Below are 26136 nucleotides of genomic sequence, written 5' to 3' on the forward strand. Positions count from 1 at the left end.
GAACGGGTGGCTATCCACAGTGGACACCGCGCACTAGCTTGAAGAGATGACGGCCACCCCCGGCGCGGCGGCGCCGCCCGTCCTGAGCCGCGGCCGGGTCAACGCCGTCTTCGGCGCCGTGCTGCTGGGCATGCTGCTGGCCGCGCTGGACCAGACCATCGTCGGGACCGCGCTGCCGACCATCGTCGGCGACCTCGGCGGCGCCGGGCACCTGTCCTGGGTGGTCACGTCGTACCTGCTGGCCGAGACGATCATGACGGTCGTCGTCGGCAAGCTCGGCGACCTGTTCGGCCGCAAGCTGATGTTCCAGCTGTCGGTCGTCGTGTTCGGCGTCGGCTCGTTCTGCGCCGGGTTCGCCGACAGCATGGTCTGGCTGATCGTCTGGCGCGCGGTGCAGGGCCTCGGCGGCGGTGGGCTGATGGTGACCTCGACCGCGCTCATCGCCGACGTCGTCCCGCTGCGCGAGCGCGGCAAGTACCAGGGCGTGCTCGGCTCGGTGTTCGGCGTGGTGACGGTGGCCGGCCCGATGCTCGGCGGCTTCTTCGTCGACCACCTGTCGTGGCGGTGGGCGTTCTACGTCAACATCCCGCTGGTCGTCGTGGTGCTGGTGGTGGCGTCTTCGGCGATGCCGAACGCGCGCGCGGCGGTCAAGCCGGTCATCGACTACCTCGGCATCCTGCTCATCGGCCTCGCCGCGACCGGCCTGACCCTGGTCACGAGCTGGGGCGGCACGCAGTACGCGTGGGGCTCGCCGGTGATCGCCGGGATGGCGATCGGCTCGGTGGTGCTGCTGGCGGCGTTCGTCTTCGTCGAGCTGCGGGCGAAGGAGCCGATGCTGCCCATGCGGCTGTTCCGCAACCCGGTGTTCACCGTCGGCGGGATCATGAGCTTCGTCGTCGGCTTCGCGATGCTCGGCGCGCTGTCGTACCTGCCGACGTACATGCAGTACGTCCAGGGCACGTCGGCGACGACGTCGGGGGTCCGGCTGCTGCCGATGGTGCTGGCGCTGCTCGTCGCGTCGATCGCCGCGGGCAACGCGGTGAGCCGCACCGGGCGCTACAAGATCTTCCCACTCGCCGGGGCCGCGGGCATGACGATCGGGCTCTACCTGCTTTCGCGGCTGGACACCGACACCGGGTTCTGGGAGGCGTCGGCGTACATGGCCGTGCTCGGCCTCGGCATCGGGCTCGGCATGCAGGTGCTGACGATCGCGGTGCAGAACACGGTGGACTACGCCGACCTCGGCGTCGCGACCTCGGGCGTGACGTTCCTCAGGTCGATCGGCAGCTCGTTCGGGGCGGCGATCTTCGGCACGGTGTACGCCAACCAGCTGACTCCGAAGCTGGCCGCGCTCCCGGTGCCGCCGGGCGTCGACCCGCGGGCGCTGCAGGTGCCGACGGCGTTGCACGCGCTGCCTTCGCCGGTGTCGGCGCCGGTGATCCGCGCGTACAGCGACTCGCTGCACGTGGTGTTCCTGGCGGCGGCGCCGGTCGGCCTGGTGGCGTTCGCGCTGGCGTTCTTCCTGAAGGAGGTCCCGCTGCGCGACACGGCCCGCGCGGCGGCCCCGGACCTCGGCGACGGCTTCGCGATGCCGGAGGCCCGCACCGACGACCGCGAGCTCGAACGCGCGGTGGCGACGCTGTTCTTCCGCGAGCGCCGCCAGGTGGCGCCGGCGATCGTCGAGCGCGCCGGTGGAGACCTCGACGAGGGCGGGATCTGGTGCCTGCTGCAGGTCCACCTGCGTCGCCGCCGCGGTTCGCCGGCGACGCTCGGGGCGATCGGGTCGTTCTTCGGCGTGCCCGCGCCGGTGCTGGAGCCGGCGTTCAACCGCCTCGAGCTGACGGGGCACCTGCGGTACACGCGGGACGGCTGGGAGCTGACTGCCTCGGGCCGGCAGGAGTTCGACAAGGTGGTCCGGGCCTGGCACGACTGGCTCGCCGAGCGCCTGGGCGATTGGGGCACGGCCGACCGAGCCGAACTGGACGCGGCCATCGGCCGGGTGGCGGCGCGGCTGATGGACCAGAGTGCGGAGTCCCGGACTTACGGCCGCCACGCCCTCGCCTGACGGCCGACCGCGCGCCGGGCGTTCGCCGCGGGTCGGCTGGTTCGGCATGCGCCCCAAGCGCCCCAATGTGGCCTTCGGTGCGTTCAACGCACCGAAGGCCACCTTGGGTGCGTTGGACGCAACCAAGGCCACATTGGGGCGCTGAGGGGCGGCTCGGTCAGCGGCGCCAGAAGTCGTGGGGCGTGCGGCCTCGGCGGAAGCCGCAGGACTCGACCAGGGCTGCCGCCTCGGCGAAGCCGTGGCCGACCAGGGCCGGCTCGTGGGCGTCGCTGCCGAACGCCACCACCGCACCACTTCGCCCGGCAGGGGTACCTTCGTGTTCACCTCCAACGCGCGGCCGCTCGCCTTCAGCGCGCGCAGCACCGTGCGGAACTTCTCCTCGAAGTCCGCCGCCACGAACGGGGGGTGCTCGCGCGGCCACGCACGCAGTGCGTAGTCGATGTGGGCGAGGACCGCGAAGTCCGCCGTCGACTCGACCAGGCCCAGCAGACCCGGCGAAATCGCCCGCTCGCACGAGCCGGCCATCGAGCACGTGACCGTCCGTCGGGAGACTCACCGAGCCGCCTGAGCGAGTAGCGTCTGTCCCATGGCGGACAAGGCTGTGGAGCTCGAAGTCGGCCCGCACACCGTGCGGATCTCCAACCCGGACCGCGTCTACTTCCCGGCCCGCGGTGAAACCAAGCTCGACCTGGTCAACTACTACCTCTCGGTGGGCGACGGCATCGTCAACGCCCTGCGCGAACGCCCCTGCATGCTCCACCGCTTCCCCTCCGGCGTGGCGGGGGAGAAGGTACACCAGAAACGCGTCCCGAACGGGGCGCCGCCGTGGCTGGAGACCGTCCGGGTCAGCTTCCCGCGCTACAACCGGCACGCCGACGAACTGTGCGTCACCGAGCTCGCGCACGTCGCCTGGGCCGTGCAGATGGCCACTGTGGAGTTCCACCCGTGGAACTCGCGGCGGGCCGACACCGAGAAGCCCGACGAGTGGCGGATCGACCTCGACCCGATGCCCGGCTGCGGGTACGACCGGGTCCGGCGGGTCGCGCACGTCGTCCACGAGATCCTCGACGAGCTCGGCGCGGTCGGGTGGCCGAAGACCTCCGGCGGCCGTGGTCTGCATGTTTACGTCCGGATCGAGCCTCGCTGGGGCTTCGCCGACGTTCGCCGGGCCGCGCTGGCCTTCGCCCACGAGGTCGAACGGCGGGCTCCGGATGACGTCACGACCACCTGGTGGCGGAAGGACCGCGATCCGCGGCTGCTCTTCGTCGACTACAACCAGAACGCGCGGGATCACACGATCGCCAGTGCCTACTCGGTCCGGGGGAATCCCGAAGGCACGGTGTCGACGCCGATCCGGTGGGAGGAGATCGACGACGCCGAGCCGGGCGATTTCACCATCGCCACCGTCCCGGGTCGCTTCGCCGAGCTGGGCGACCTCCACGCCGGTATCGACAAGGCCGTGTTCTCCCTCGACCCGCTGCTCGAGTGGGCCGACCGTGACGGTGTCGAGGAGCCGCCCGACCCCGGCTGACGTATTTTCCGCGGGCTGCCGTGGCTCTGCGCGGGGTGAAGGTTGTGCTGTCGGGTTTGGACGCGGCCGCGTGGAGCCTCGTTGCGTTGCAGGTGGTCCTTGAACGGGCCGGTCATGAGGTGTGGAACGTGGGGCCGCGGGCGCCGGTCGACTCGGTGCTGCGGACCTGTCGTTGGGAACGGCCGGGTTGCTTGGTGCTGTCCACCGCTGTCGGCGCTCCGGGTGTGGATGTGCTTCGGCGGGTGCGGGGTGATCCTGCGCTTGCCGGGGTGGCGGTGGTGATCGGTGGCCGGTTGAGTGGTACTCGGGAGGGGTTGCTTGAGCTGGGCTTTGACGAGGTTTTCCCGGCGGGGGACGACCCGGCTGGTGCGGTGGCGGCTCTGCGGGCCTATCTGGTGCTCGGCGCCGGGCAACCGGCTTCTGGTGTTCGCAACCCCGAAGCCCGATTGTGACTACGGCCGGCGGTACCGCGTCAAGGCGGGAAAGCGTGCCTTGACCCGGCACCGCCGGCCGTGTTCTGGCTTCGGATCGGGGTTGCGGGGGTCTGGCTTGCTTCGGGTTCCGGTTGCGGCGTTCGGGGTCAGTCCAGGCGCTCGATGATCGTTGCGTTGGCCAGGCCGCCCGCCTCGCACATCGTCTGCAGGCCGTAGCGGCCGCCCGTTTGCTCCAATACCGACAGCAGCGTTGTCGCCAGGCGGGCGCCGCTGCCGCCGAGGGGGTGGCCCAGGGCGATTGCGCCGCCGTTGATGTTCACCTTTGCCGGGTCCGCTCCGATCTCGTGCTGCCAGGCCAGCACCACGCTGGCGAATGCTTCGTTGACCTCGAACGCGTCTATATCCGCTACCTCCAGGCCCGCCCGTGCCAGGACCTTGCGGGTTGCGGGGATCACGCCCGTCAGCATCAGCAGGGGGTCGTCGCCGGCGACGGCGAAGCTGTGGATGCGGGCTCGTGGCTTGAGGCCCAGTTCGGTTGCCGTCTCGCTGCTGGTGATCAGCAGTGCTGCGGCGCCGTCGTTGATCGGTGAGGAGTTGCCTGCCGTGATGTGCCAGCCCAGGTCCGGGAACCGGTGCTCCCAGACCTCGGCGCGGAACGCCGGCTTCAGCCCGGCCAGGATCTCCGGTGTGGTGCCGGGGCGCACGGTCTCGTCGGTGGTGACGTCGACGAGGCCGCCGTTGGGGCCGGGGGCCTTCAGCGGTGCCACCTCGCCGGCGAACTTGCCGTCGGCCCATGCCTTCGCGGCGCGCTGGTGGCTTTCCGCGGAAAACTCGTCCAGCTGCGCGCGGGTGAAGCCCCACTTCGCGGCGATGAGCTCCGCGCTGATGCCCTGGGGGACCAGACCGTCGGGGTAGCGGGCTGCGACCTGTGTGCCGAACGGGTCGCGTCCGGCCAGCTGGCTGCCCATCGGCACCCGGCTCATCGACTCGACTCCGGAGGCGATGACCACGTCATACGCGCCGGCGATGACGCCCTGTGCCGCGAAGTGGACTGCCTGCTGGCTGCTGCCGCACTGGCGGTCGACGGTCACCGCCGGCACCGACTCCGGCAGCCCCGCGGCCAAAGCCGCCCAGCGGGCGGTGTTCATGCTCTGCTCGCCGATCTGGCCGACCGCGCCGCTGATGACGTCGTCGATCCGGGCCGGGTCGAGGCCGGTGCGTTCGACGAGCGACCGCAGGGCGTGGGCGTGCAGGTCGACCGGGTGCACCCCGGCCAGCGAACCGTTCGGCTTGCCCTTGCCGATCGGGGTTCGTACCGCGTCGACGATCACCGCGTCCGTCATGGCGTCTGCCTCCTCGCAGATCGGGGATATCTTCGGTATACGCCCAGTGGGTTGGATTCCACAACTCGCTTGTTCGGCAGCTCACAGCTATCTGACGTGCTAGGTTGGATTTTCAATCCCTTGGAGGTGGCATGGTTCGGCGTGGTCGCGAATGCTCGGTCGCCGAGGCTCTCGAGGTCGTGGGCGAGCGGTGGACCCTCCTCGCGCTGCGGGAGATCATGCTGGGGGAGCGGCGGTTCAACCAGATCGCCGAGAACACCGGGGCCAGCCGCGACATCCTGGCCGCGCGGCTGCGCAAGCTCGTCGACGCGGGCGTGCTCGAAAAGCGCCAGTACGAAGCCCACCCGCCGCGCCACGAGTACCACCCGACCGAAGCCGGCCGCGCGCTGCAGCCGATCCTGCTCGGCCTGATGGCCTGGGGCGACAAGTACGTCCACCAGGGGGAACCGCCGACCCTCTGGCGCCACGCCTGCGGCGAGGTCCTCGAGCCGGCCACCGTCTGCGCGCACTGCGGCGAGGCGGTGAACGCTCCGGGCACCCGCGCGATCCGGCTGGGTGCCGTGCACGCCTGACCGGAGCCGCCACGGCCTCCTCGCCTCCCGCGAGGAGGCCTTTTTCTGCGCGGGCGTTGACTTGAGACCCACGTCACTGTAACTCTTGAACGAATCGATGAAAGAACCTGACAGAAGCGCGATAGATCGAAGCATCTGCCAGGAAGAATCCGGTTTCGCTCCGAGTCGTCTCCCTCCTCCCCGGATCAGAGGAACTCCATGAGAACGAAGCGAGTGCTGTCACCCGCGGCCGCCTTCGCCGCCCTGTCCCTGCTCCTGGCCGTGCCCGCCGCACCTGCGAGCGCGGCGCCGGCCCCGGTGCCGGCTGTCCTGCCCGCCGCCGAAGCGGCCGTCGCGACCTACACGGCCGGTAGTCAGCTCGCCGGCTACCCCGTCGCCAACGTCGGCGACGGGAACCAGGCCACCTACTGGGAAAGCACGAACAACCAGTTCCCGCAGTGGGTCCAGGCCGACCTCGGCGCACCCACGGACGTCGCGCAGCTCGTGCTCAAGCTGCCGACGGCGAACTGGGGCGCCCGCACCGAGACCTTCAGCGTGCTGGGCAGCACCGACGGGACCACCTTCACCGACCTGAAGCCCTCGGCCGGGTACGTGTTCGACCCGGCCAAGGCCAACACCGTCACCGTGGACGTCACCGGCAAGCCCCGGTACGTCCGGCTGAACATCACGGCGAACACCGGCTGGCCCGCCGCTCAGCTGGCGGAGTTCGAGGTGCACGGGCCCGCCGGTGGGGACACGCAGCCGCCGTCCGCGCCCGGCAACCTCGCCTACACCCAGCCCGCGAGCGGCCAGATCCGGCTGACCTGGTCCGCCTCGACCGACAACACCGGTGTCGCCGCCTATGACGTCTACGCGAACAGCCAGCTGCGCGGCAGCGTCGGCGGCACGGTTCTCACCTTCACCGACAGCCAGCCCGACAGCGCTACCGTCTCGTACTTCGTGCGCGCGAAGGACTCCGCGGGCAACCAGTCGGCGAACAGCGCCACCGTGACGCGCACCGGCAGCCAGGCCGGGACGAACCTGGCGCTGGGCAAGCCGATCACGGCGTCCTCGACGGAGTGGACGTACGTGGCGGCCAACGCCAACGACGGCTCCCTGGCCACCTACTGGGAAGGCGGCGGTGGAACCTACCCGAACCTGCTGACCGCCGCGCTCGGCGCCAACGCCGACCTGAACCAGGTCGTGGTCAAGCTCAACCCCGATCCGGCGTGGGGTCCGCGGACCCAGACGATCGCCGTCGAAGGCCGGGAGCAGAGCGCGTCCGCCTTCACCACGCTGGTCGCCGCGCAGACCTACGGCTTCACGCCCGCGACCGGCAACACCGTGACGATCCCGCTCGGTGGCCGGGCCGCCGACGTCCGCCTGCGCGTCACCGCCAACTCCGGTGCCGGCGGTGGGCAGGCCGCGGAGTTCCAGGTCATCGGCGTCCCCGCGCCCAACCCGGACCTGACGATCTCGGGTGTGTCGTGGTCGCCGCAGAACCCGGTGGAGACCGACGTGATCACCGCGTCGGCGACCGTCCGCAACGCCGGGACGGCGGCCTCCGGCGCGACGAACGTCAACCTCTACCTCGGTACGGCCACGGTCGGCACGGCGAACGTCGGCGCGCTCGCGGCCGGCGCGTCGGCGACGGTGTCGGCGAACATCGGCACCCGGGACGCGGGCAGCTACCCGCTGACCGCCAAGGTCGACGAGGCCAACGCCGTCATCGAGCATAACGAGGCCAACAACGCCTACACCGGCTCGACGGCACTCGTCGTCAGTCCGGTGCCAAGCTCCGACCTCGTCGCGGCGACGGCGTGGACGCCGGGCAACCCCTCGGCGGGCACCACGGTCACCTTCAGCACGACCCTGCGCAACCAGGGAACCGTGGCGAGCGCGGGCGGCGCCCACGGCGTCACGGTGACGATCGCCGACCAGAACGGGACCGTCGTCAAGACGCTGAGCGGCAGCTACACCGGGACCATCGCCGCCGGCGCCACCGCGGCACCGGTGACCGTCGGCACCTGGACCGCGGCCAACGGCCGGTACACCGTCAAGACGGTCGTCGCGACCGACGCCAACGAGTTGCCCGTCAAGCAGGGCAACAACACCGGCACGCAGGCGCTCTTCGCCGGCCGCGGCGCCAACATGCCCTACGACACGTATGAAGCCGAGGACGGCGTCGTCGCGGGCGGCGCGGCGGTGGTCGGTCCGAACCGCACCATCGGCGACCTCGCCGGTGAGGCCTCGGGCCGCAAGGCCGTCACGTTGAACTCGACCGGTGCCTCGGTGGAGTTCACCACCCGGGCAGCCACCAACACGCTGGTCACGCGGTTCTCCATCCCGGACGCTCCCGGCGGAGGCGGCATCACCTCGACGCTGAACGTCTACGTGAACGGCACCTTCCTCAAGGCGATCGACCTGACCTCGCGCTACGCGTGGCTCTACGGCGCCGAAACCGGTCCGGGCAACTCGCCGGGCGCCGGGCCGCGGCACATCTACGACGAAGCGAGCATGCTGCTCGGCACCACCGTGCCCGCCGGCAGCCGGATCAAGCTGCAGAAGGACGCGGCGAACAGCACGAACTACGCGATCGACTTCGTCAGCTTCGAGCAGGCGACCGCGGTCGCGAACCCCGACCCGGCCCGCTTCGCCGTGCCGGCCGGGTTCACCCAGCAGGACGTGCAGAACGCCCTCGACAAGGTCCGGCAGGACCCCGCCCTCACCGGGGTCTACCTGCCGGCCGGGACCTACGCGCTGTCGGGCAAGCTGAACGTCTACGGCAAGGCCGTCACGGTCACCGGCGCCGGGCCGTGGTTCACGAAGTTCTCCGCGCCTCCGGGCCAGGAGAACACCGACATCGGCATCGACGTCCAGGCGAGCGCGAACGGCTCGACGTTCCGCGGGTTCGCCGTGTTCGGGAACTACACCTCCCGCATCGACGGGCCGGGCAAGGTGTTCAACCTGACGAACGTCGCGAACCTGACGATCGACGACATCTGGGTCGAGCACCAGGTGGTCATGGTCTGGGGCACCAACGTGGACAACACCACGATCAAGAACTCCCGGATCCGCGACACCTTCGCCGACGGCGTCAACCTCACCAACGGCAGCACCGGCAACCACGTCACCAACATCGAGGCCCGGTCCACCGGCGACGACAGCTTCGCGCTGTTCGCCGCCACGGACCTCAACCCGGGCAACCAGTACGACAACGTATACGAGAACCTCACCGCGCTCACCCCCTGGCGCGCGGCCGGGCTGGCGGTCTACGGCGGGTACCACAACACCTTCCGGAACCTCCACATCGCGGACACGCTGACGTACTCGGCGATCACGATCAGCTCGCTCGACTTCGGCTACCCGTTCCTCGGGTTCGGGCCGCAGCCGACGACGGTCCAGAACGCCTCCCTGGTCCGGGCCGGCGGCCACTTCTGGGGCAACCAGACGTTCCCGGCGATCTGGCTGTTCTCCGCGTCCAAGGAGTTCCGCGGCATCCGGGTGTCCGATGTGGACATCCAGAGCCCGACCTACAGCGGCATCATGTTCCAGACCAAGTACAACGGCGGGCCGGAGCACCCGGTCGAGGACACCGTGCTGACGAACGTGTCGATCACCGGCGCGCACCGCAGCGGGGACGAGTTCGACGCCAAGTCCGGGATCGGCATCTGGGCCAACGAGCTGCCGGAACCGGGCCAGGGCCCGGCCGTCGGCTCGGCGACCTTCACCGGTCTCACCCTGGCCGACAACGCCGAGGACATCCGCAACCGCACCACCACGTTCACCATCAACCGCGGCTGAGGGGAGCGCGGGTGCCCGCCGGGAAGACCGTTTCCCGGCGGGCACGCACCGTGCCAGGATGGCGCCGGAGGTGGTCGACGTGCGGATCCTGGTCACCGGCGGCACCGGGCAGCTCGGCTCGGCGGTCGTGGCGCGGCTGCGGGCGGCGGACGAGGAGGTCCGCGTGCTGAGCAGGCGCGCCGGGCCGGAGGTCGTCCGCGGCGACCTGCGGACCGGACGGGGCATCGACAGCGCCGTCGCCGGAGTGGACGCGGTCGTCCACTGCGCCACCGACTACTTCGGCCGGGAGACGCAGCTCGCGCGCACGCTGATCGAAGCGGCGCGGTGGGCGGGCACGCCGCACCTGGTCTACGTCTCGATCGTCGGCGTCGACCGCGTCCCGCTCGGCTACTACCGGGCCAAGCACGAAACCGAGCAGCTCTTCGCCACCTCGGGCCTGCCGTACACGATCCAGCGGGCCACCCAGTTCCACGGCCTGGTCCGCGCCATCCTCACCGGCGCGTCCCGGCTGCCGGTGCTGCCGGTGCCGCGGATCTCCTTCCAGCCGGTCGACGTCCGGGACGTCGCCCGCCGCCTCACCGGGCAGGCCCTGGCCGACCCGGCGGGCCGGGCGCCCGACTTCGGCGGCCCGGAGATCCTCACCGTGGCCGAGCTGGCCCGGGCCCTCGGCGAGGCGACCGGCCGGCACCGGCGGACCGTGCCGGTCAAGGTGCCGGGAGCGACGTTCCGGGCCTACGCCGGCGGCGGGCACCTGGCTCCCGGGCACCGCGAAGGCGAGATCACGTTCCGCGAGTACCTCGCCGAGCGAGCCGATCACGGGTAACCGGGCCATCCCGAAGAATCTTGACCACCGGACCGGATAGGTCATATGTTTGGCGGGCTTCGCGGCCGTTTTCCGCCCAACGCCGAACGGATGACCCATGCCCGAACTGCCTCTCCCGCCGTCGCGGCGGTCCTTCCTCAAGCTCGGTGGCGCGGTCGGCGCCGGTGTGGCGCTGGGTGGGCTACGTCCCTTTGGTGCCAACGCCGAGGTGATCCGACCGGTCGGTGAGGAGCTCGTCCCCGACACGCGGGCCACCACGCTGTGGTACCCGTCGCCCGCGACCGAGAGCAAGCTCATCGAGCAGGGCCTGCCGATCGGCAATGGTCGGATCGGTGCGCTCGTCGGCGGTGACCCGGCCGCGGACTTCCTCTACCTCGCCGACGCGTCGCTGTGGACCGGCGGCCCCAACGACGTCCTCCAGGACGACGGCCAGTTCCCCTACGAGACCGAGAAATTCGGCACGCTCGGCCTGCTCGCGAAGCTGCGGATCGCGGTGCCGGCGCACACCGGCGTCACGGACTACCGGCGCACCCTCGACCTCAGCAACGGCCTGGTCGTGATCACCTACCGGCACCAGGGCGTGCAGTACCGGCGCGAGTACTTCGCGAGCCACCCCGACGACGTCGTGGTGATCCGGCTCAGCGGCGGGCCCGTCACCGGCTCGGTGACGCTGGAACCGACCCGCGGCGAGCCGGCGGCCGGCGCGGGCGCGTTCACCGGCACGTTCCCCAACGGGCTGAAGTACGCGTGCAGCGTGACGACGTCCGGCGGGATCTCCTTCAGCGGGCAGCGCGAGGTCGTCGTCGTGCTCAGCGGCGGCACGAACTACGTCCCCGACGCGGCGCGGAAGTTCCTCGACGCGGCGCTCGATCCACTCGCCCTGGCGAAGCGGAAGGCGGCGGCCGCGCTCGCGGTGGGCGGGCGCGTCCTGCGGGCCACCCACGTCGCCGGCTACCGGCGGCTGTACGACCGGATGAGCGTGGACCTGGGCCAGTCGCCGCCGGCGAAGCGGGCCCTGGACACGTGGTCGCGGCTGGTGGCCCGGCACGCCGAGCCGGGCGTCGCCGACCCGGAGCTGGAAGCGAGCTACCTGCAGTTCGGGCGGTACCTGACGATCACCGGGTCGCGCGACGGCCTGCCGATGGGCCTGCAGGGCCTGTGGCAGAACAACAACACGCCGGACTGGATGAGCGACTACCACACCGACATCAACGTCCAGATGAACTACTGGCTGGCCGACCGCGCGGCGCTGCCGGAGAGCTTCACTGCCCTGGCCGACTACTGCCTCGCGCAGCTTCCCGTGTGGACGGACAGCACGAAACGGCTGTTCAACGACCCGCGCAACAGGTTCCGGAACACGAGCGGCAAGGTCGCCGGCTGGGCGGTCGCGTTCTCCACCAACATCTACGGCGGCTCCGGCTGGTGGTGGCACCCCGGCGGCAACGCGTGGCTGTGCAACTCGCTCTGGGAGCACTACGCCTTCACCCAGGACAAGGCGTACCTCGCCCGGATCTACCCGCTGCTCAGGGGAGCGGCCGAGTTCTGGGACGCGCGGCTGGTGCCGATGACCGTCGACGGCCGCGAAGTGCTCGTCGACGACCACGACTGGTCACCCGAGCACGGCCCGCAGGACGCCCGCGGGATCACCTACGCCCAGGAGATCGTCTGGGACCTGTTCGAGCACTACCGCGAAGCCGTCGCGGTCCTGGGCCGGGACCGCGCGTACGGCGACCGGATCGGCGGGCTGCAGCAGAAGCTGTACCTGCCGAAGGTGAGCCCCACGACCGGCTGGCTCGAGGAGTGGATGTCGCCGGACAACCTCGGCGAGACCACGCACCGGCACCTGTCCCCGCTGATCGGCTTCTTCCCGGGCGACCGGATCGCGGCCGACACGGCCCCGCGCGAGCTGCTCGACGGCGTCCGGGCGTTGCTGGTCGCGCGCGGCATGGACAGCTACGGCTGGGCGACCGCGTGGCGCTCGGCGTGCTGGGCGCGGCTGAAGGACGCCGACCGCGCGTACCAGCTGCTGCTCACCGTGCTGCGGCCGTCGGTGAACAACGGCAACGGGACCGCGCCCAACTTCTTCGACATGTACAGCCAGGGCAGCTACGCGATCTTCCAGATCGACGCGAACCTCGGCGCGCCCACCGCGATGCTGGAGATGCTGGTCCAGGCGCGGCCGGGGGTGCTGGAGCTGTTGCCGGCGTTGCCTTCGGCGTGGGCAGCGGCCGGCCGGGTGACCGGGATCGGCGCCCGTGGCGGGTTCACGGTCGACCTCTCCTGGCGCGACGGGAAGGTGACGCAGGCGGTGATCCGCAGCGTCGGCGGCACCCGGACGGAGGTGCGGGCCGGGACCTGGCGGCGCACGGTGACCCTGCGGCCCGGGGCGTCGGTCACGGTCCGGCCGTGAACGTCGTCGCGGGCGGGGCACCCCGGCGTGGCGGGGCGGGGAACAACGCGGTCCACAGGGCCTTCCACGACTTGGCCGGCGGCCGTTCCCGCACCACCGGCAGCGGGCGCGGCCCGGCCCGGTAGTCCATCTCCATCCGCACCCAGTCGTGGATCCAGTCGCCTCGCATGGCGGCTCCTTTCGTCGTGGAGCCCACGATCGTCCTGAGGGGCGGGCGGCCGCATCGGGTGATCACGCAGTCCGGCGCCGGCCGGCCCCTTACCCGCTATCGTGGCCGGGTGGCCGCGACGACGTACCTGTTCGTGCCCGGCGACCGGCCCGATCGCTTCGGCAAGGCGCCGGCAAGCGGCGCCGACGTCGTGATCCTCGACATCGAGGACGCGGTCGCCCCGGCGGGTAAGGACTCCGCGCGCGGCGGCGGGGGAATGGTTCTCGACGGTGCGGATCAACGCGCCGGGCACGCCGCGGACGCGGAGCCGGTGGCCGCGCGCGGTGTGCCGGTGCTGGTGCCGAAGGCCGAGACACCGAGGTGGTCGCCCTCGTCGAGACCGCCCGCGGGGTCGAACGCGCCGGCGAGCCGGCGGCGGTGCCGTCGGTGACGCGGAGGACGTCCGTTGTGGACGGCCGGATGGTGGACAAGCCGGTGCTCGCCCGGGCCCGGCACATCCTGGGGGAGTGAACCGTGCCGCACCGGATCGAGCTGCGCCGGCTGCACCGCAGCGCGCCCACCACGAGCGGAACTTCGACGCGTCGCACACGCGGATCATCACGGTCGACGGCCACGACGCCGGAGTGCTGACCGTCCTCGACGGCGGCCCGGAAGTGGTCCTCGGCCTGATCGAGATCGACCCGGCGTACCAAAGCCGCGGCATCGGCGGCCACGTCGTCCGGGCGCTGGCCGACGAAGCGGCGTCACGCGCCCAGGATGTCGTGCGGCTGGGCTTCGTCGAAACCGGCCGTCCGCGCGAGCACAAGATCGCCCTGCGCTACACCGCGCCCTGACCGCGCAGGGCCGCCGGGTCGAAGCCGAACTCCGCCAGGACCGCGTCGGTGTGCTCGCCCAGTGCCGGGACCGGGGCCATCCGGGGTGCGCGGCCCGGGACGGTGATCGGGGGCAGCGTGGCGCGGATCGGCCCGGCGGGCGTCGGCACCTGCGCGAACCGGTCGCGGGCGGTGAGCTGCGGGTGCGCCAGGACGCCGGGCAGGTCGCGGCGGCGGGCGTGGGCGATCCGGCCCGCGCCCAGCCGTGCCGCCAGCTCGGGGCCGGTGAGTGTCGCGAAGATCGCGTCGATCTCGCCCTCGAGCGCGGCCCGGTTCGCCACGCGGGCGCTGCCCGTCGCGAACCGCGGGTCGGTGACCCAGTCCGGCCGGGCGACGGCGTGCTCGCAGAACGCCGCCCACTCGCGGTCGTTCTGCACCGCCAGGACCACCTCGGTCCCGTCACCCGCGGCGAAGGTGCCGTAGGGCGCGATCGCGGCGTGGCTGGTGCCCGTCCGCGGCGGCGGTGTCCCGCCGTAACCGGCGTAGTAGAGCGGAAAGCCCATCCACTCGACCAGCGAGTCGAACAGGCTGACCTCGAGCTCGGTGCCCAGCCCCGTGCGTTCGCGGTCGTACAGCGCGGACAGGATCCCGGAGAAGGCGTACATGCCGGCCCCGATGTCCGCGGCGGGGATGCCGCTCTTGGTCGGCTCGGCCGCGGACCCGGTGACCGAAACCAGCCCGGCTTCGGACTGGATGAGCAGGTCGTACGCCTTCGCGTCGCGGTACGGGCCGGTCGAGCCGTACCCGGACACCGAGCAGGTGATCAGGCGCGGCCGGGTGGCGCGCACGGCCGCCGCGCCGAGGCCGAGCCGCTCGGCGACGCCGGGTGCGAAGTTCTGCACGAACACGTCGGCGCGGTCCAGCAGGGCGGCCATGACACCGGGTGCGGCGGCGCTCTTGAGGTCGAGCGTGACGCTCTCCTTCGACCGGTTGAGCCAGACGAAGTGGCTGGAGAGACCGTGCACGGTTTCGTCGTAGGCGCGGGCGAAGTCGCCGCTGCCCGGTCGCTCGATCTTGAGGACACGGGCCCCGAGGTCGGCCAGGTGCCGGGTGGCCAGCGGCGCGGCGACCGCCTGTTCGCAGGACACGACCGTGACGCCGTCGAGGGGCAGGGAACGCATGGCCGCATCCTGCCACCCGCCGCCGGTAAGGCCGGGCCGGATCCGCTGGAGTTTCGGGCAAAACCGTTGACGCGTCCGGAAGCGGGCTTGCACTCTGAATCGATCAGCTGACCCCGGCGAGCGAGGTACCCGATGGGCAGGGTCCGGCAGACCGACATCGCGCGCGCGGCCGGGGTTTCGCAGGCGACGGTGTCCGTCGTCCTGGGCGGCAACCGCACCGGGGTCCGGCTGGCGGAGTCGACGCGGCTGCGGGTGCTGGAAGCGGCGCGGCAGCTCGGTTACGCCGATCCACTGGGGAAACGGGCGGCGCACACCGGCCTCTTCGGCATTTGCGCCGCCGGCCCGGCGTTCGAGGCGCACCAGCCGGTCCTGGCCGGCATCGAAGCCGAAGCGGCGGCGCTCGGCAAGGACCTGATCATGTTCACCGCCTCCGGCCGCGCCCGGCTCGCCGACGGCTGCCTGTTCCTCGGCGGTCCCGTTCCCGCGGAGCTGCTCGCCACCGGCTTCCCGGTCGTCCACATCGGACGGCTCGCGGAGCCGGGCAGCCGCGTTTCGTGGGTCGACGCGGACTACGCGTCGGCGTCGGCCGAAGTGCTCGCCCGGCTGAGGCGCGCCGGACACCGGCGGATCCGCCGGCTGCGCGCCCCGGCCGGAACCCTCGACGCGGCGACGGTCCGCGGCTGGCTCGACGAGGGCGCGACGGCGCTGGTGGTCGACGAGGCGGTGTTCGCCGCGGCGCACCGGGCCTTGCGCGCCGCGGGGGTCGAGGTCCCCGGCGACCTCTCCCTGGCGGTCCTCGGCCGGCCGCCGTCCGGGACGGCGGGCCCGGAGATCAGCGGCTTCGAGGTGCCCTGGCGGGCCCTCGGCCGCGAGGCGGTGCGGCTGCTGGCGTCCGTCGTGGCCACCGGGGCAGGCGAGCACCGGCTGCTCACCTGCCCACCGGTGGCCGGGGCGACGATCGCGCCCCTTGCCTGAAGCTTCAGGACAGGGCGCCGTTGTAGTCGGGCAGCTTGAAGGTCCGCTCGGCGTGGCCGCCGTCGAGGTCGGTCAGGTTGTTGCCGATGTTCGCGACGATGGTGTAGCCGGCCTGCTCGATGGCGATCCGGGCCTTGGTCTTGTTGGTCTGCACCGGGTCGAAGTTGAACAGGGGACGCAGGTAGAGCCCGTCGGTCGGGTACCCGACCGCCTTGAGGTTCCCCTCGGTCGGCCACCGGATCACTTCGGTGCGGTCGCTGACGAACAGGACCGCGGCGCCTTTGGCCTTGGCGAGCTCGGCGAGCGCGAGGACCGGCTTGATCGCCGGCGTCGTGAACGCGGGGTTGTAGTGGGTCTCAAGGCTGGTGTTGTCGATGTCGAGCACGATCGCGTTCCGGCCACCGGGCACGGCGAGCCGCTGCTCGAGGTAGGCGGCGGCCGGGGTGGTGACCGCGGTGACGTCGGCGATCCAGGTGGCATAACTTGGCGCGGCGGCCGCCACCGCGGTGGACGTGGCGGCAGGCTGGGCATCGGCGGTGCCGGCGCTGCCGAGCAGCAACAGGGCGGCGGAAGCGGTGCCGGCCACGGCGAGGCGGGCTTTCGAGGGTGACATGGCTGTCAGTTCACCAGCCGGTCGGGGCGAAAGATACCGACGAGTAGCCGAATTTGTTTCATGTTCGACTCGTCGTCATGAAATGGCGAGGGCCCCGCCCCGATGAGGACGGGGCCCTCGGTATCTCCCCGCCGCGCGTGCGCGGTGGGTCAGGGGTGAACCTGCTGCACGATCAGGTTGGCGGCGTCGAGTCGCTCCGGCAAGGCGCCGAGTTCGTGCAACTTGTCCGAGACCCGCTGGATCGGCAGAACCTCCAGCGTGGAGACGTAGTGCGGCAGGGTTACGAGTGCCGCCGTCCGTTCGGTGACCTTGGTGTACTTGGGCAGTAGTGGCCGGATGTTGTCGAGGTTCGAGTTGGTGTCGCGCGTGGCCCTCAGCATGGCGAGCTGAAAGGCGGCCATCGTGTTCTTGTTCTTCTCCGCCCACTTCGCCGTGGCGGCGAAGCCGGTGATCGGGAAGTCTTTCGTGCTGCCGGAAGCGACGTCCACAATCGGCGTGGCGCCCATCGAGTTCGATGCCTCGGTCTGGAAGGGCTCGGGCATGTACGCCGCGTCGACCTGGTTGTCCTTCAGTGCCGCCGCCATGTTCGGCAGGAGCACCGGCACCCATTTGACGGTCGAGTAGTCGACGCCGTGGTCCCGCATCATCGACCGGGTCAGGATGTCCGAGGCGGCGTTCTTCGACGTGATGGCGATGCGCTTGCCCGGCAGGTCTTCGACCGACTTGACGGGCGAATTCGGAGCGACCATCAGCTGGTTGCTCTTCGGGCTCGCCGAGGTGGCGCCGGCCACCAGCCGGAGGTCGACCGCCTTGCTCTGCTGCGCGATGAAGAACAGCGGGTAGGTGGTCAGTGCGATGTCCGCCTCGCCGTTGATCACCTTGCCCTGGGACGCCGCACCGCTGTCGGCGTTCTCGGCTTTCACGTCCAGACCCACGGCCCTGAAGTAGCCCTCGTCCAGCGCCTTCCAGAACGGCACGAGGTCCACGCTCACCAACGTCGCGACCTTGATGGAGGTCTTCTCCAGGGCGCCGGACCCGCCGCCGGCCGGCTCGTCGTCGGCCCCGCCCAGCGCGGAACACCCGCTGACTCCGATCATGGCCGCGAAAGCCATGCAGCACACCATTTTCCAACGTCTGACAGTCATGTTTCTGCCTTTTCGTGTGGTGGGACGGGGCATGCGCGCGGATCTCGGGTGCTGTCGCTCACCCGAGGTCCGCGCCGATGGCGCTCATTTCCGTGACAAGGCTAGAGCGCCGGCCAGGTGGAGAACGGCGCTTCGGCCTCGCGACCGGACAGGATGCGGGGGAGAACCGCCGAGCAGGCGCGCAGCCAGCGCACCCGGCCATCCGGGTGATAGGAATGGCCGGTGACCGAACCGAACCTGATCGAAGCCGCCGCGGCCGAGGCCGTCACGCTGACCAGTGAGCTCATCCGCATCGACACGACCAACACCGGCGATCCCGACACGCTGGTCGGCGAGCGGGCGGCGGCCGAGTACGTCGCGGAGAAGCTGACCGACGCCGGGTACGAGATCACCTACGTCGAGTCGGGTGGGAAGAACCGGCACAACGTGATCGTCCGGCTCGAAGGGGCCGACCGGTCCCGGGGTGCCCTGCTGATCCACGGTCACCTCGACGCCGTGCCCGCCGATCCGTCGGAGTGGTCGGTCCACCCCTTCTCCGGGGCGATCCAGGACGACTACGTCTGGGGGCGCGGCGCGGTCGACATGAAGGACATGTGCGGGATGGCGCTCGCGCTGGCCCGGCACTACAAGATGCACAACGTCGTGCCGCCGCGCGACCTGGTCTTCGCCTTCCTGGCCGACGAGGAGGCCGGCGGCCACTACGGCGCGCAGTGGCTGGTCGAGAACCGCCCCGAGCTGTTCGAAGGCGTCACCGAGGCGATCAGCGAGGTCGGCGGCTTCTCGATCACGCTCAAGGACGACGTCCGCGCCTACCTCATCGAGACGGCGGAGAAGGGCATCCGCTGGATGAAGCTGCGTGTGCGCGGCACCGCCGGGCACGGCTCGATGATCCACCGCGACAACGCCGTCACGAAGCTGGCCGAGGCCGTGGCCAAGCTCGGCAACCACCGCTTCCCGCTCGTGCTCACCGACTCGGTCCGGGAGTTCCTCGCCGGCGTCACCGAGATCACCGGGTGGGACTTCCCCGAGGACGACCTGGAGGGCTCGGTCGCCAAGCTGGGCAACATCTCGCGGATGATCGGCGCGACGCTGCGCGACACGGCCAACCCGACCATGCTCACCGCCGGGTACAAGTCGAACGTCATCCCGTCGGTCGCCGAGGCGGCGGTCGACTGCCGGATCCTGCCCGGGCGCCTGGAGGCCTTCGACCGCGAGCTCGACGAGCTGCTCGGCCCGGACATCGAGAAGGAGTGGATGGAGCTCCCGCCGGTCGAGACGACCTTCGACGGCGCGCTCGTCGACGCCATGAGCGCCGCCGTGCTGGCCGAGGACCCGGGGGCGAAGACGCTGCCGTACATGCTCTCCGGCGGGACCGACGCGAAGTCGTTCCAGCAGCTCGGCATCCGCAACTTCGGCTTCGCGCCGCTCAAGCTGCCGGCCGACCTCGACTTCTCGGCGCTGTTCCACGGCGTCGACGAGCGGGTCCCGGTCGAGGCGCTGAAGTTCGGCACCCGCGTGCTGGACCGGTTCCTGCGCACCAGCTGATGACCGGGTTCGCGCTCGCCGACGGCACGTCCCTGCAGCTCATCCGCAGGGGCGACCCGGCGGCGCCGGTGACCGTGGTGTTCGTCCACGGCTACGCGCTCGACCAGCGCAGCTGGGGCCGCATCGCGCCGCTGGTGCCGGACGCCGCCGACGGGCCGGTGGCCGTGCTGACCTACGACCAGCGCGGCCACGGCGGCTCGGGGCGGGCGCGGCGCGGCACGGCGACCATGGCCCAGCTCGGCGACGACCTCGCCGAGCTGCTGACGCGCGAAGTGCCCGAGGGCCGGGTCGTGCTGGTCGGCCACGACATGGGTGGCCTGGCGATCATGTCGCTGTCCCAGCGGCACGCGGACCTGTTCGCCGCGCGGGTGTCGGGGCTGGTGCTGCTGGCGACGTCGTCGGGCACGCTCGCCGCCGAGGTGTCCGCGACCTGGCCGAACGCGCTGGGGAAACTGGCCCGCGACCTCGAAGCGGTGCTCGGTTCGAAGCTGTTCGGCGTCGTGCGCGAGCACACGAGCCGGGCGGTGAGCGCGGGCCTGCGCTGGTGGCTGTTCGGCGACGACCCGGACCCGGACCTGGTCGAGCTGACGGTGAAGATGATCCGCGGCAACTGGCCCCACACGGTGTCGCTGTTCCGCCCGGCAATGGACGCCTACGCCCGCGACGCGGCCCTGGCCCAGGTCGGTGGCCTGCCGGTGACGGCGATCGTGGGGGAGCGGGACCGGATCGTGCGGGCGTCCGATGTGGAGCAGTGGGTCCGCGGCCTCGGCAACGGGACGGCGGTGGTGCTGCCCGGCGTCGGGCACGTGGTGCCGCTGGAAGCCGCGGCTCAGGTGCTGCCGCGGGTCGTCGCGCTGGTCAACGCGAGCCTCCGGAGTTAGTGCCCGCGGCGACGAAGATCGGCACCGCGACGAACAGCCGGTCTTCGCGGGCCCGGGCCGTCTGCTCGGCCAGCCAGGCGCCGTCGCCGCCGAGGTTGGCCAGCACCGGGAGGGCCGCCGCGTCCGTCCACACCAGCGTGCGGACCTCGACCGTGACGTCGGTGAACCCGTGGTCCAGCAAGAGGTTCCGGTACCTCCGGGCGATCCGGGGGTGCGGCATCCCGTCCGCGCGCGTGTGGACGATCCGCCGGGTGCGGACCGGGTCGTCGGAGTCGACGACGATCGTGTCCCAGTCCTGGCCGGTGAGCACCGCGCGGCCGCCCCGGGCCAGGACGCGGCAGGCCTCGGCGACCGCGCGGGCGGGGTCGGGCACGACATGCAGGACCTTGTCGGCGCGGTAGCCGGTCACCGAACCGCCGGCGAGGGGCAGTGCACCCGCGTCGGCGATGTGGAACTCGCCCCCGGGCCAGCGGGCAGCCGCCGTCGAGACCATCGCGGGATCGGCGTCGACGCCGATGGCCCGGACCCCGCGGGCGGCCAGCTCGCCGACGGCCCGGCCGCTGCCGCAGCCGACGTCGACCACGGTGTCGCCGAGGGCTTCGTAAGTGCGTTCCCGCAGGTCGACGGCCTGCGGGCGGTCGTCGAGGGCATCGAGGAGCGTGAGCAACGTGGACATGGCGCCCATCCTGCGACTTAATGCCGACATGAAGTCAATCGGCGAAGTGGCGGCCCGCTTCGGGCTGCCCGCCCACGTGCTGCGGTACTGGGAGGCGGAAGGGCTGCTGACCCCCGCCCGCGTGGGCGCCCGGCGCCGCTACACCGACGCGGACCTGCGCCGGGTGGCCGCCATCCTGGTCGCCAAGGAAGCCGGGTTCGAGCTCGCGGACATCCGGTCGATGCTGACCGACTCCTCCGCGGCCGGCCGCGCGGCGATGGCCGCCCGGCAGCGGGAGCGGCTGCGGGCCCGGATCGCCCGGGCGCAGGCCGCGCTCGAACTCCTCGAGGGCGACTGTCCGCACGACGACCTCATGACGTGTCCGCACTTCCGGACCCTCCTGGACCGACAGCTCGATCGTTCTTGACAATTTCTCTGTTCGGCTGGATGCTGGGCGCATGTTTCCCGTGGCGGTGATCGAAGACGCGGCGGCGGCCGAGGTGTCGCTGGACCCGGTCCGGGCCCGGCTGCTGGCCGAACTGGCCGAGCCGGCCTCGGCGACGATGCTCGCCGCGCGCGTCGGCCTGCCCCGCCAGAAGGTCAACTACCACCTGCGGGCCCTGGAGAGCCACGGGCTGGTCGAGCTGGTCGAGGAGCGCCGCAAGGGCAACGTCACGGAGCGGATGATGCGGGCGACGGCGGCGTCGTACGTCATCTCGCCGACGGCGCTGGCCGCGGTGCAGCCGGACCCGGCGCGCTCACCCGACCGGCTTTCGGCGCGGTGGCTGCTCGCTGTCGCCGGACGGCTCGTGCGCGACGTCGGCCTGCTGATCACCGGCGCGGCGCGGGCCAAGCAGCGGGTGGCGACGTTCGCGCTCGACGGCGAGGTGCGGTTCGCCTCCGCCGCCGACCGGGCCGCGTTCGCCGAGGAGCTCACCGCCGCGGTCACCACACTGGTGGGGAAGTACCACGACGAGACGGCCGAGAAGGGCCGCAACCACCGGGTGGTCGTCGCCGTCCACCCCAGCGTCCCGGAGGAGCCCGCCCATGGGGCATGAGTTCGAACTGACCGACGCCGCCGAAGTCGCCGCGACGCCGGAGGAGGTCTGGGACGCCATCGCGACCGGGCCCGGCATCGACTCGTGGTTCATGGGCCGCAACGAGGTCGAGGGCGGCACCGGCGGCACGATCCGCGGCGCGTTCGGCGCTTACCAGCCCGAGTACCGGATCCGGGAATGGGATCCGCTCGAACGGCTCGTCTACGGCAGCGACACCGCGCCGGACGGACGGCGGATCGCCTACGAGTTCCTGATCGAGGGCCGCGACGCCGGCAGCACGGTCATCCGCTGCGTCACCAGCGGCTTCCTCCCCGGCGACGACTGGGAGGACGAGTTCGAGGCGATGACCACCGGCGGCGAGCTGTTCTTCCGCACCCTGGTCGAGTACGTCACGCACTTCGCCGGGCGGACCGCGACCCCGGTCACCGCCTTCGGCCCGCCGGTGCGGGACTGGGACGAGGCGTGGACGCGCCTCGGCGCGGCGCTCGGGCTGCCGGCGCGGCCCGCCGCGGGCGACCGGGTCCGGATCGGCCAGGACGGCGTGGTCTACGCCGTGAACGACCAGACCGTGGGCGTGCGGACGGCGGACGCGATGTTCCGCTTCCTGCGCGGCTTCCACGGCCCCATGGTCGCCGGCCACCACCTCTTCGCCCCGGGCGCGAACCCGGAGGTCGAGGAGAAGGCCTGGAGCGACTGGCTGAACCGCGTGTTCGGCTAGGTCGGCAGCGCGCCGGGCAGGCTCTGCGCCGTCTTCTTGCGGCGCAGCCAGACCCGGCGCGTGCCGTCGGCGTAGAGCCGGACCGTGCGCAGTTCCCAGCCCGCGAACTCCGCGTGGATGGAGAGCTGGATCGCCGCCGCACGCCGGGACACACCCGGGGGGAGGTGCAGGCGGCGATACTCCCAATCCCCTTCGACCACCGCCTCGCTGACCGCTGTCATGGCTGGATCACCTGGGTCCCTTCTCCGGCGGCCGAGCCCACGATCACCCGGCCGCTCTTCTCGTCCACCCCCACCGAGTCCGGCTGGCGCACGGTGGGGAACCGGTACTTCTCCACGGGCTCGCCGCCGCGGACGTCGAACCCGACGACTTCGTTGCGTTCGGTGAGCGTCACCCACGCCAGGCTGCGCGTCGCGTCGTAAGCGATCCCGTACGCCCCGCCGGGCACCGGGTACCGCTGCCGCAGGATCAGCGGACCGGCCGAGAACGCCAGCAGCGCCCCCGCTCGCGCGTCGGTCACCAGCACCCGGCCGTAGGAGTCCGCCACGGCGTTCGCGGCGCCGTCGCCCGCCCGCAGGCCCTCCTCGACCTTGCCGCCGGCGACGTCGACCGAGAACACCGCGGTCCGCAGCCGGTCCAGCACCACCACGCCGTCGCCCGTGTCGACGACGTCGTCGGCGCTGTAGAGCTGCCCGCCGATCGTCCGCGCCGGACCCGCCGCCGGCAGCACCTTGATGTCCTTGCCCGCCCCCATCGCGACCAGCCTGTCCGCGCCGTACACGATGCTCGACGCCGGCTGCCCGCCGGTCTTCGTCTCGGTCAGCTTCCGGTCCGGCAACGTCAGCTGCTGCACCACACCCTGGCCGGGTTCGGCGATCTCCACCCGCCCCGGCGTCACCGTCAGCCGGGACGCGATCCCGTATAACGGCATATTCACCGGGGGTGACGCGAGCGCGTTCAGGTCGTACAGCCGCAGGGCCGGAGGCGAAGAAACCGCGACGACGAGGGTCGACGTCTTCGCGTCGACGGCGACGGCCGACACCGAGCCGTCACTGAGCACCTGACCGGCGGGCTTCACGGTCACGGCGGGGGAGACGGCCGGGCGCGCGGCGGTCGGGTTCGCCACGATCTGCAGGTCGTCGGAGGTCGACTGGGCCGACGAGCAGCCCGAGAGCACCAGGGCACCGGCGAGCGGGAGCGCGATCCACGACACGGCGGCGAGCCGACGCACGTTGCGGCCTCCAGGCGTTCCTCGGCGGTTGGTCTTCACCAGCATGCTCCTCGATCCCCGTGCCGTCACGTGCGTGTCACCGAACAGACACCTGGCGCTCACCGCGGCCAGCGTTCGGGATAGCCGACCTCGATCGCGCTGACGTCGTCGAGCGCGGACCGGATGGCGGGCGGGAGGGTGATGTCCTCCGCCGTCAGCGAGCCGGTGAGCTGGCCGGTGTCCCGCGCGCCGACGACCGGGGCGACGACGCCGGGCCGGTCGCGGACCCAGGCCAGTGCCACCGCGAGCGGGGACGTGCCGAGCCCGTCGGCGGCGGTCGCGACGGCCTGCACGATCCGGGCGGCGCGGTCGGTGCGGTGGTGCTCGACGTACCCGGCGTAGGCGCTGTTCGCGCCGCGGGAGTCGGCGGGCGTGCCGGTGCGGTACTTGCCGGTGAGCACGCCGCGGCCGAGCGGGGCCCATGGCAGCAGGCCGATGCCGTGGTGCGCGGCCGCGGGCACGACCTCGCGGTCGACCCCGCGTTCCAGCAGCGAGTACTCGACCTGGGTGGAGACGAGGGGAGCGGCGGCCGAGGCGCCGGCGGCCGCGGTGGCCAGCTGCCAGCCCGCGTAGTTCGAGACGCCGACGTAGCGGACCTTCCCGCTGGTCACGGCGTACTCGAGCGCGGAGAGCGTCTCGGCGAGCGGAACGTGCTCGTCCCAGGCGTGCAGCTGCCAGAGGTCGATGTGGTCGGTGCCGAGCCGCTTGAGCGAGCCGTCGAGCGCGGCGAGCAGCGCGCCGCGCGAGGCGCCGCCGCCGAAGGGCCCGTCGGTGCGCTTGGCGACGGCTTTCGTCGCCAGGACGACGTCTTCGCGGGGCACGAGGTCGCCGAGCAGCGAGCCGAGCACCCGCTCGCTTTCGCCTTCGCCGTAGATGTCGGCCGTGTCCACCAGGGTGCCGCCGGCGTCGACGAAGGCGACCAGCTGGCTGGCCGCTTCCTCCGCGTCGGTGTCGCCACCCCAGGTCATGGTGCCGAGCGCCATACGGGAGACGCGCAGTCCCGAGCGGCCGAGCAGTCGCTTTTCCACGACCGCCGAGCCTAGTGGGCTGCCCCGTCCGGAGGAGACCAAGGTGAGTCGTGTCGCGATCAAGGCCCCCGTTAGGGTCTGGCCCCGTGCGACTCGGACTCAATCTCGGCTACTGGGGAGCGGGGAACGACCCCGCGAACCTGGCCCTGGCCAGACAGGCGGACGACCTCGGTTACGCGGTGGTGTGGGCCGCGGAGGCCTACGGCTCGGACGCGGTGACCGTGCTGTCGTGGATCGCGGCGCGGACGTCGCGGATCGACGTCGGGGCCGCCGTGCTGCAGATCCCGGCCCGCACGCCGGCGATGACGGCGATGACCGCGGCGACGCTCGACACGCTGTCGGGTGGCCGGTTCCGGCTCGGCCTCGGCGTGTCCGGCCCGCAGGTGTCCGAGGGCTGGCACGGCGTCCGGTTCGCCTCGCCGGTGGGGCGCACCCGGGAGTACGCGCAGATCGTCCGGACCGCGTTGCGCCGTGAGCGGCTGAAGTTCGAGGGCGAGCACTTCACGCTGCCGCTGCCGGACGGTCCCGGGAAGGCGCTGCGGCTGACGGTGCGGCCGGCCCGCAAGCACATCCCGCTGTACCTGGCCGCGATCGGCCCGAAGAACCTGGAGCTGGCCGGCGAGATCGCCGACGGCTGGCTGCCGGTGTTCTTCTCGCCGGCGCACGCGGGGGAGCAGCTGGCCCACGTCCGCGCCGGCGCCGAGCGGGCCGGGCGCGACCTGGCCGGCTTCGACGTCGTCCCGTCCGTGCCGCTGGTGCCCGGCGACGACTGGCGGACCTGCGCGGACGCCGTCCGCGGTTACGCGGCGCTGTACCTCGGGGGGATGGGGAGCAAGGAGAAGAACTTCTACAACCGGCTGGCGTGCCGGATGGGATTCGCGGCCGAGGCCGCCGAAGTGCAGGAGAAGTACCTGGCGGGCGACCGGGCGGGGGCGATGGCGGCGGTGCCTGCCGAGTTCCTCGACGCGACGTCGCTGCTGGGCCCGAAGGAACGGATCGCGGAGAAGATGACGGAATACGCCGAAGCCGGCGTGACGACCCTGTCGGTGTCGCCCTACACGCCGGAGCCGGCCGCGGCCTTGCGCACGGCCGTCGAGGCGCTCGAACTGGCGGGGGTGGCCTGAC

At 71.9% G+C, this 26136-nt stretch carries 26 protein-coding genes; 16 read left to right on the forward strand and 10 right to left on the reverse strand.

Annotated elements, in window-relative coordinates:
* Nucleotides 1–46 precede the first annotated feature (46 nt).
* Entirely contained in the window at nt 47–2065 is a 2019-nt protein-coding gene (locus tag I4Q55_RS37135; RefSeq protein WP_206794855.1) for an MDR family MFS transporter, read from the forward strand.
* Between the two features lie 157 nt (nt 2066–2222).
* Here the strand turns inward: I4Q55_RS37135 and I4Q55_RS50365 are convergent, their stop codons facing one another.
* On the reverse strand, nt 2223–2348 hold the full coding sequence (locus I4Q55_RS50365; protein ID WP_277992048.1) for a hypothetical protein: 126 nt from the start codon (nt 2346–2348) through the stop codon (nt 2223–2225).
* 303 nt (nt 2349–2651) lie between these two features.
* Here I4Q55_RS50365 and ligD point away from each other — a divergent pair, with 303 nt between their 5' ends.
* Complete coding sequence (gene ligD, locus I4Q55_RS37145; protein WP_206794857.1) at nt 2652–3596, forward strand: non-homologous end-joining DNA ligase; 945 nt, start codon at nt 2652–2654, stop codon at nt 3594–3596.
* Between the two features lie 35 nt (nt 3597–3631).
* Nucleotides 3632–4048, forward strand: coding sequence for a cobalamin-dependent protein (locus tag I4Q55_RS37150; RefSeq protein ID WP_206794859.1), 417 nt, complete (start codon nt 3632–3634; stop codon nt 4046–4048).
* A gap of 128 nt (nt 4049–4176) precedes the next feature.
* Here I4Q55_RS37150 and I4Q55_RS37155 read toward each other — a convergent pair whose 3' ends face one another.
* Nucleotides 4177–5373, reverse strand: a complete 1197-nt coding sequence (locus tag I4Q55_RS37155) for a thiolase family protein (protein ID WP_206794862.1) — start codon at nt 5371–5373, stop codon at nt 4177–4179.
* Nucleotides 5374–5504: 131 nt separating this feature from the next.
* Between I4Q55_RS37155 and I4Q55_RS37160 the strand changes: the two genes are divergently transcribed.
* The 4 genes from I4Q55_RS37160 to I4Q55_RS37175 all read left to right on the forward strand — a co-directional run bounded on the left by I4Q55_RS37160 (nt 5505) and on the right by I4Q55_RS37175 (nt 12961).
* Complete coding sequence (locus I4Q55_RS37160) at nt 5505–5945, forward strand: helix-turn-helix domain-containing protein (RefSeq protein WP_206794864.1); 441 nt, start codon at nt 5505–5507, stop codon at nt 5943–5945.
* A gap of 198 nt (nt 5946–6143) precedes the next feature.
* A complete protein-coding gene (locus I4Q55_RS37165) occupies nt 6144–9728 on the forward strand; it encodes a discoidin domain-containing protein (RefSeq protein ID WP_206794866.1) in 3585 nt (1194 codons plus the stop codon).
* Nucleotides 9729–9786: 58 nt separating this feature from the next.
* Nucleotides 9787–10551, forward strand: coding sequence for an SDR family oxidoreductase (locus I4Q55_RS37170; protein ID WP_206794868.1), 765 nt, complete (start codon nt 9787–9789; stop codon nt 10549–10551).
* 97 nt (nt 10552–10648) lie between these two features.
* Complete coding sequence (locus I4Q55_RS37175) at nt 10649–12961, forward strand: glycoside hydrolase N-terminal domain-containing protein (protein WP_206794871.1); 2313 nt, start codon at nt 10649–10651, stop codon at nt 12959–12961.
* Here I4Q55_RS37175 and I4Q55_RS37180 read toward each other — a convergent pair.
* Entirely contained in the window at nt 12945–13130 is a 186-nt protein-coding gene (locus I4Q55_RS37180) for a hypothetical protein (protein ID WP_206794873.1), read from the reverse strand. The genes I4Q55_RS37175 and I4Q55_RS37180 overlap by 17 nt on opposite strands.
* Nucleotides 13131–13239: 109 nt before the next feature.
* Between I4Q55_RS37180 and I4Q55_RS50370 the strand changes: the two genes are divergently transcribed.
* Both I4Q55_RS50370 and I4Q55_RS37190 read left to right on the forward strand, forming a co-directional pair.
* Entirely contained in the window at nt 13240–13560 is a 321-nt protein-coding gene (locus tag I4Q55_RS50370) for an aldolase/citrate lyase family protein (RefSeq protein WP_307793414.1), read from the forward strand.
* A 76-nt stretch (nt 13561–13636) separates the two neighbouring features.
* Nucleotides 13637–13963, forward strand: a complete 327-nt coding sequence (locus tag I4Q55_RS37190) for a GNAT family N-acetyltransferase (RefSeq protein WP_206794876.1) — start codon at nt 13637–13639, stop codon at nt 13961–13963.
* On the opposite strand, the gene I4Q55_RS37195 is transcribed toward I4Q55_RS37190, so the two are convergent.
* Complete coding sequence (locus I4Q55_RS37195) at nt 13948–15123, reverse strand: CaiB/BaiF CoA-transferase family protein (RefSeq protein ID WP_206794878.1); 1176 nt, start codon at nt 15121–15123, stop codon at nt 13948–13950. The genes I4Q55_RS37190 and I4Q55_RS37195 overlap by 16 nt on opposite strands.
* Before the next feature lie 132 nt (nt 15124–15255).
* Between I4Q55_RS37195 and I4Q55_RS37200 the strand changes: the two genes are divergently transcribed.
* Nucleotides 15256–16098, forward strand: a complete 843-nt coding sequence (locus I4Q55_RS37200) for a substrate-binding domain-containing protein (protein WP_206794881.1) — start codon at nt 15256–15258, stop codon at nt 16096–16098.
* A gap of 4 nt (nt 16099–16102) precedes the next feature.
* On the opposite strand, the gene I4Q55_RS37205 is transcribed toward I4Q55_RS37200, so the two are convergent.
* On the reverse strand, nt 16103–16711 hold the full coding sequence (locus tag I4Q55_RS37205; protein WP_206794883.1) for an HAD family acid phosphatase: 609 nt from the start codon (nt 16709–16711) through the stop codon (nt 16103–16105).
* Between the two features lie 149 nt (nt 16712–16860).
* On the reverse strand, nt 16861–17889 hold the full coding sequence (locus I4Q55_RS37210) for an ABC transporter substrate-binding protein (RefSeq protein WP_307793415.1): 1029 nt from the start codon (nt 17887–17889) through the stop codon (nt 16861–16863).
* Between the two features lie 189 nt (nt 17890–18078).
* Here I4Q55_RS37210 and I4Q55_RS37215 point away from each other — a divergent pair, with 189 nt between their 5' ends.
* Both I4Q55_RS37215 and I4Q55_RS37220 read left to right on the forward strand, forming a co-directional pair.
* Nucleotides 18079–19401: a M20/M25/M40 family metallo-hydrolase gene (locus tag I4Q55_RS37215; RefSeq protein ID WP_206794885.1), complete on the forward strand. Its 1323-nt coding sequence runs from the start codon at nt 18079–18081 to the stop codon at nt 19399–19401.
* A complete protein-coding gene (locus I4Q55_RS37220) occupies nt 19401–20282 on the forward strand; it encodes an alpha/beta fold hydrolase (protein ID WP_206794887.1) in 882 nt (293 codons plus the stop codon). The genes I4Q55_RS37215 and I4Q55_RS37220 overlap by 1 nt, the downstream gene beginning before the upstream one ends.
* Here I4Q55_RS37220 and I4Q55_RS37225 read toward each other — a convergent pair.
* Nucleotides 20260–20958, reverse strand: coding sequence for a methyltransferase domain-containing protein (locus tag I4Q55_RS37225; RefSeq protein WP_206794889.1), 699 nt, complete (start codon nt 20956–20958; stop codon nt 20260–20262). The two genes, I4Q55_RS37220 and I4Q55_RS37225, sit on opposite strands and share 23 nt — an antisense overlap.
* A 28-nt stretch (nt 20959–20986) precedes the next feature.
* Here I4Q55_RS37225 and I4Q55_RS37230 point away from each other — a divergent pair, with 28 nt between their 5' ends.
* From I4Q55_RS37230 to I4Q55_RS37240, 3 genes are read left to right on the forward strand one after another with little or no spacing between them, the layout of a single operon-like run.
* Nucleotides 20987–21364 carry a MerR family transcriptional regulator gene (locus tag I4Q55_RS37230; RefSeq protein ID WP_206794891.1) on the forward strand — a complete coding sequence of 126 codons (378 nt, stop codon included), beginning with the start codon at nt 20987–20989 and terminating at the stop codon, nt 21362–21364.
* A 31-nt stretch (nt 21365–21395) separates the two neighbouring features.
* On the forward strand, nt 21396–21995 hold the full coding sequence (locus I4Q55_RS37235; RefSeq protein ID WP_206794893.1) for a helix-turn-helix domain-containing protein: 600 nt from the start codon (nt 21396–21398) through the stop codon (nt 21993–21995).
* A complete protein-coding gene (locus I4Q55_RS37240; protein ID WP_206794895.1) occupies nt 21985–22713 on the forward strand; it encodes an SRPBCC domain-containing protein in 729 nt (242 codons plus the stop codon). Before I4Q55_RS37235 ends, I4Q55_RS37240 begins: the two co-directional genes overlap by 11 nt.
* On the opposite strand, the gene I4Q55_RS37245 is transcribed toward I4Q55_RS37240, so the two are convergent.
* The 3 genes from I4Q55_RS37245 to I4Q55_RS37255 form a co-directional block, all read right to left on the reverse strand.
* Complete coding sequence (locus I4Q55_RS37245) at nt 22710–22934, reverse strand: DUF5703 family protein (RefSeq protein ID WP_004561940.1); 225 nt, start codon at nt 22932–22934, stop codon at nt 22710–22712. The genes I4Q55_RS37240 and I4Q55_RS37245 overlap by 4 nt on opposite strands.
* A complete protein-coding gene (locus I4Q55_RS37250; protein WP_206795087.1) occupies nt 22931–23944 on the reverse strand; it encodes a YncE family protein in 1014 nt (337 codons plus the stop codon). Before I4Q55_RS37250 ends, I4Q55_RS37245 begins: the two co-directional genes overlap by 4 nt.
* A gap of 98 nt (nt 23945–24042) precedes the next feature.
* The gene (locus I4Q55_RS37255; RefSeq protein WP_206794897.1) at nt 24043–25011 is read right to left on the reverse strand and encodes an aldo/keto reductase; all 969 of its coding nucleotides are present in this window, start codon (nt 25009–25011) and stop codon (nt 24043–24045) included.
* A gap of 86 nt (nt 25012–25097) precedes the next feature.
* Here I4Q55_RS37255 and I4Q55_RS37260 point away from each other — a divergent pair, with 86 nt between their 5' ends.
* Entirely contained in the window at nt 25098–26135 is a 1038-nt protein-coding gene (locus tag I4Q55_RS37260) for an LLM class F420-dependent oxidoreductase (protein ID WP_206794899.1), read from the forward strand.
* Nucleotide 26136: the final 1 nt, after the last annotated feature.

Source organism: Amycolatopsis sp. MtRt-6, assembly GCF_017308975.1.
Taxonomy (GTDB): domain Bacteria; phylum Actinomycetota; class Actinomycetes; order Mycobacteriales; family Pseudonocardiaceae; genus Amycolatopsis.

Bases quoted from the DNA above. Each gene is read 5' to 3' on its own strand.
- I4Q55_RS37210 (WP_307793415.1), bottom strand. From the start codon at position 17,889: ATGCCCCGTCCCACCACACGAAAAGGCAGAAACATGACTGTCAGACGT.
- I4Q55_RS37160 (WP_206794864.1), top strand. From the start codon at position 5,505: ATGGTTCGGCGTGGTCGCGAATGCTCGGTCGCCGAGGCTCTCGAGGTC.
- I4Q55_RS37175 (WP_206794871.1), top strand. From the start codon at position 10,649: ATGCCCGAACTGCCTCTCCCGCCGTCGCGGCGGTCCTTCCTCAAGCTC.
- I4Q55_RS37200 (WP_206794881.1), top strand. From the start codon at position 15,256: ATGGGCAGGGTCCGGCAGACCGACATCGCGCGCGCGGCCGGGGTTTCG.
- I4Q55_RS37170 (WP_206794868.1), top strand. From the start codon at position 9,787: ATGGCGCCGGAGGTGGTCGACGTGCGGATCCTGGTCACCGGCGGCACC.
- I4Q55_RS37180 (WP_206794873.1), bottom strand. From the start codon at position 13,130: ATGCGAGGCGACTGGATCCACGACTGGGTGCGGATGGAGATGGACTAC.
- I4Q55_RS37235 (WP_206794893.1), top strand. From the start codon at position 21,396: ATGTTTCCCGTGGCGGTGATCGAAGACGCGGCGGCGGCCGAGGTGTCG.
- I4Q55_RS37225 (WP_206794889.1), bottom strand. From the start codon at position 20,958: ATGTCCACGTTGCTCACGCTCCTCGATGCCCTCGACGACCGCCCGCAG.
- I4Q55_RS37165 (WP_206794866.1), top strand. From the start codon at position 6,144: ATGAGAACGAAGCGAGTGCTGTCACCCGCGGCCGCCTTCGCCGCCCTG.
- I4Q55_RS37205 (WP_206794883.1), bottom strand. From the start codon at position 16,711: ATGTCACCCTCGAAAGCCCGCCTCGCCGTGGCCGGCACCGCTTCCGCC.
- I4Q55_RS37240 (WP_206794895.1), top strand. From the start codon at position 21,985: ATGGGGCATGAGTTCGAACTGACCGACGCCGCCGAAGTCGCCGCGACG.
- I4Q55_RS37230 (WP_206794891.1), top strand. From the start codon at position 20,987: ATGAAGTCAATCGGCGAAGTGGCGGCCCGCTTCGGGCTGCCCGCCCAC.
- ligD (WP_206794857.1), top strand. From the start codon at position 2,652: ATGGCGGACAAGGCTGTGGAGCTCGAAGTCGGCCCGCACACCGTGCGG.
- I4Q55_RS37245 (WP_004561940.1), bottom strand. From the start codon at position 22,934: ATGACAGCGGTCAGCGAGGCGGTGGTCGAAGGGGATTGGGAGTATCGC.
- I4Q55_RS37220 (WP_206794887.1), top strand. From the start codon at position 19,401: ATGACCGGGTTCGCGCTCGCCGACGGCACGTCCCTGCAGCTCATCCGC.
- I4Q55_RS37195 (WP_206794878.1), bottom strand. From the start codon at position 15,123: ATGCGTTCCCTGCCCCTCGACGGCGTCACGGTCGTGTCCTGCGAACAG.
- I4Q55_RS37135 (WP_206794855.1), top strand. From the start codon at position 47: ATGACGGCCACCCCCGGCGCGGCGGCGCCGCCCGTCCTGAGCCGCGGC.
- I4Q55_RS37155 (WP_206794862.1), bottom strand. From the start codon at position 5,373: ATGACGGACGCGGTGATCGTCGACGCGGTACGAACCCCGATCGGCAAG.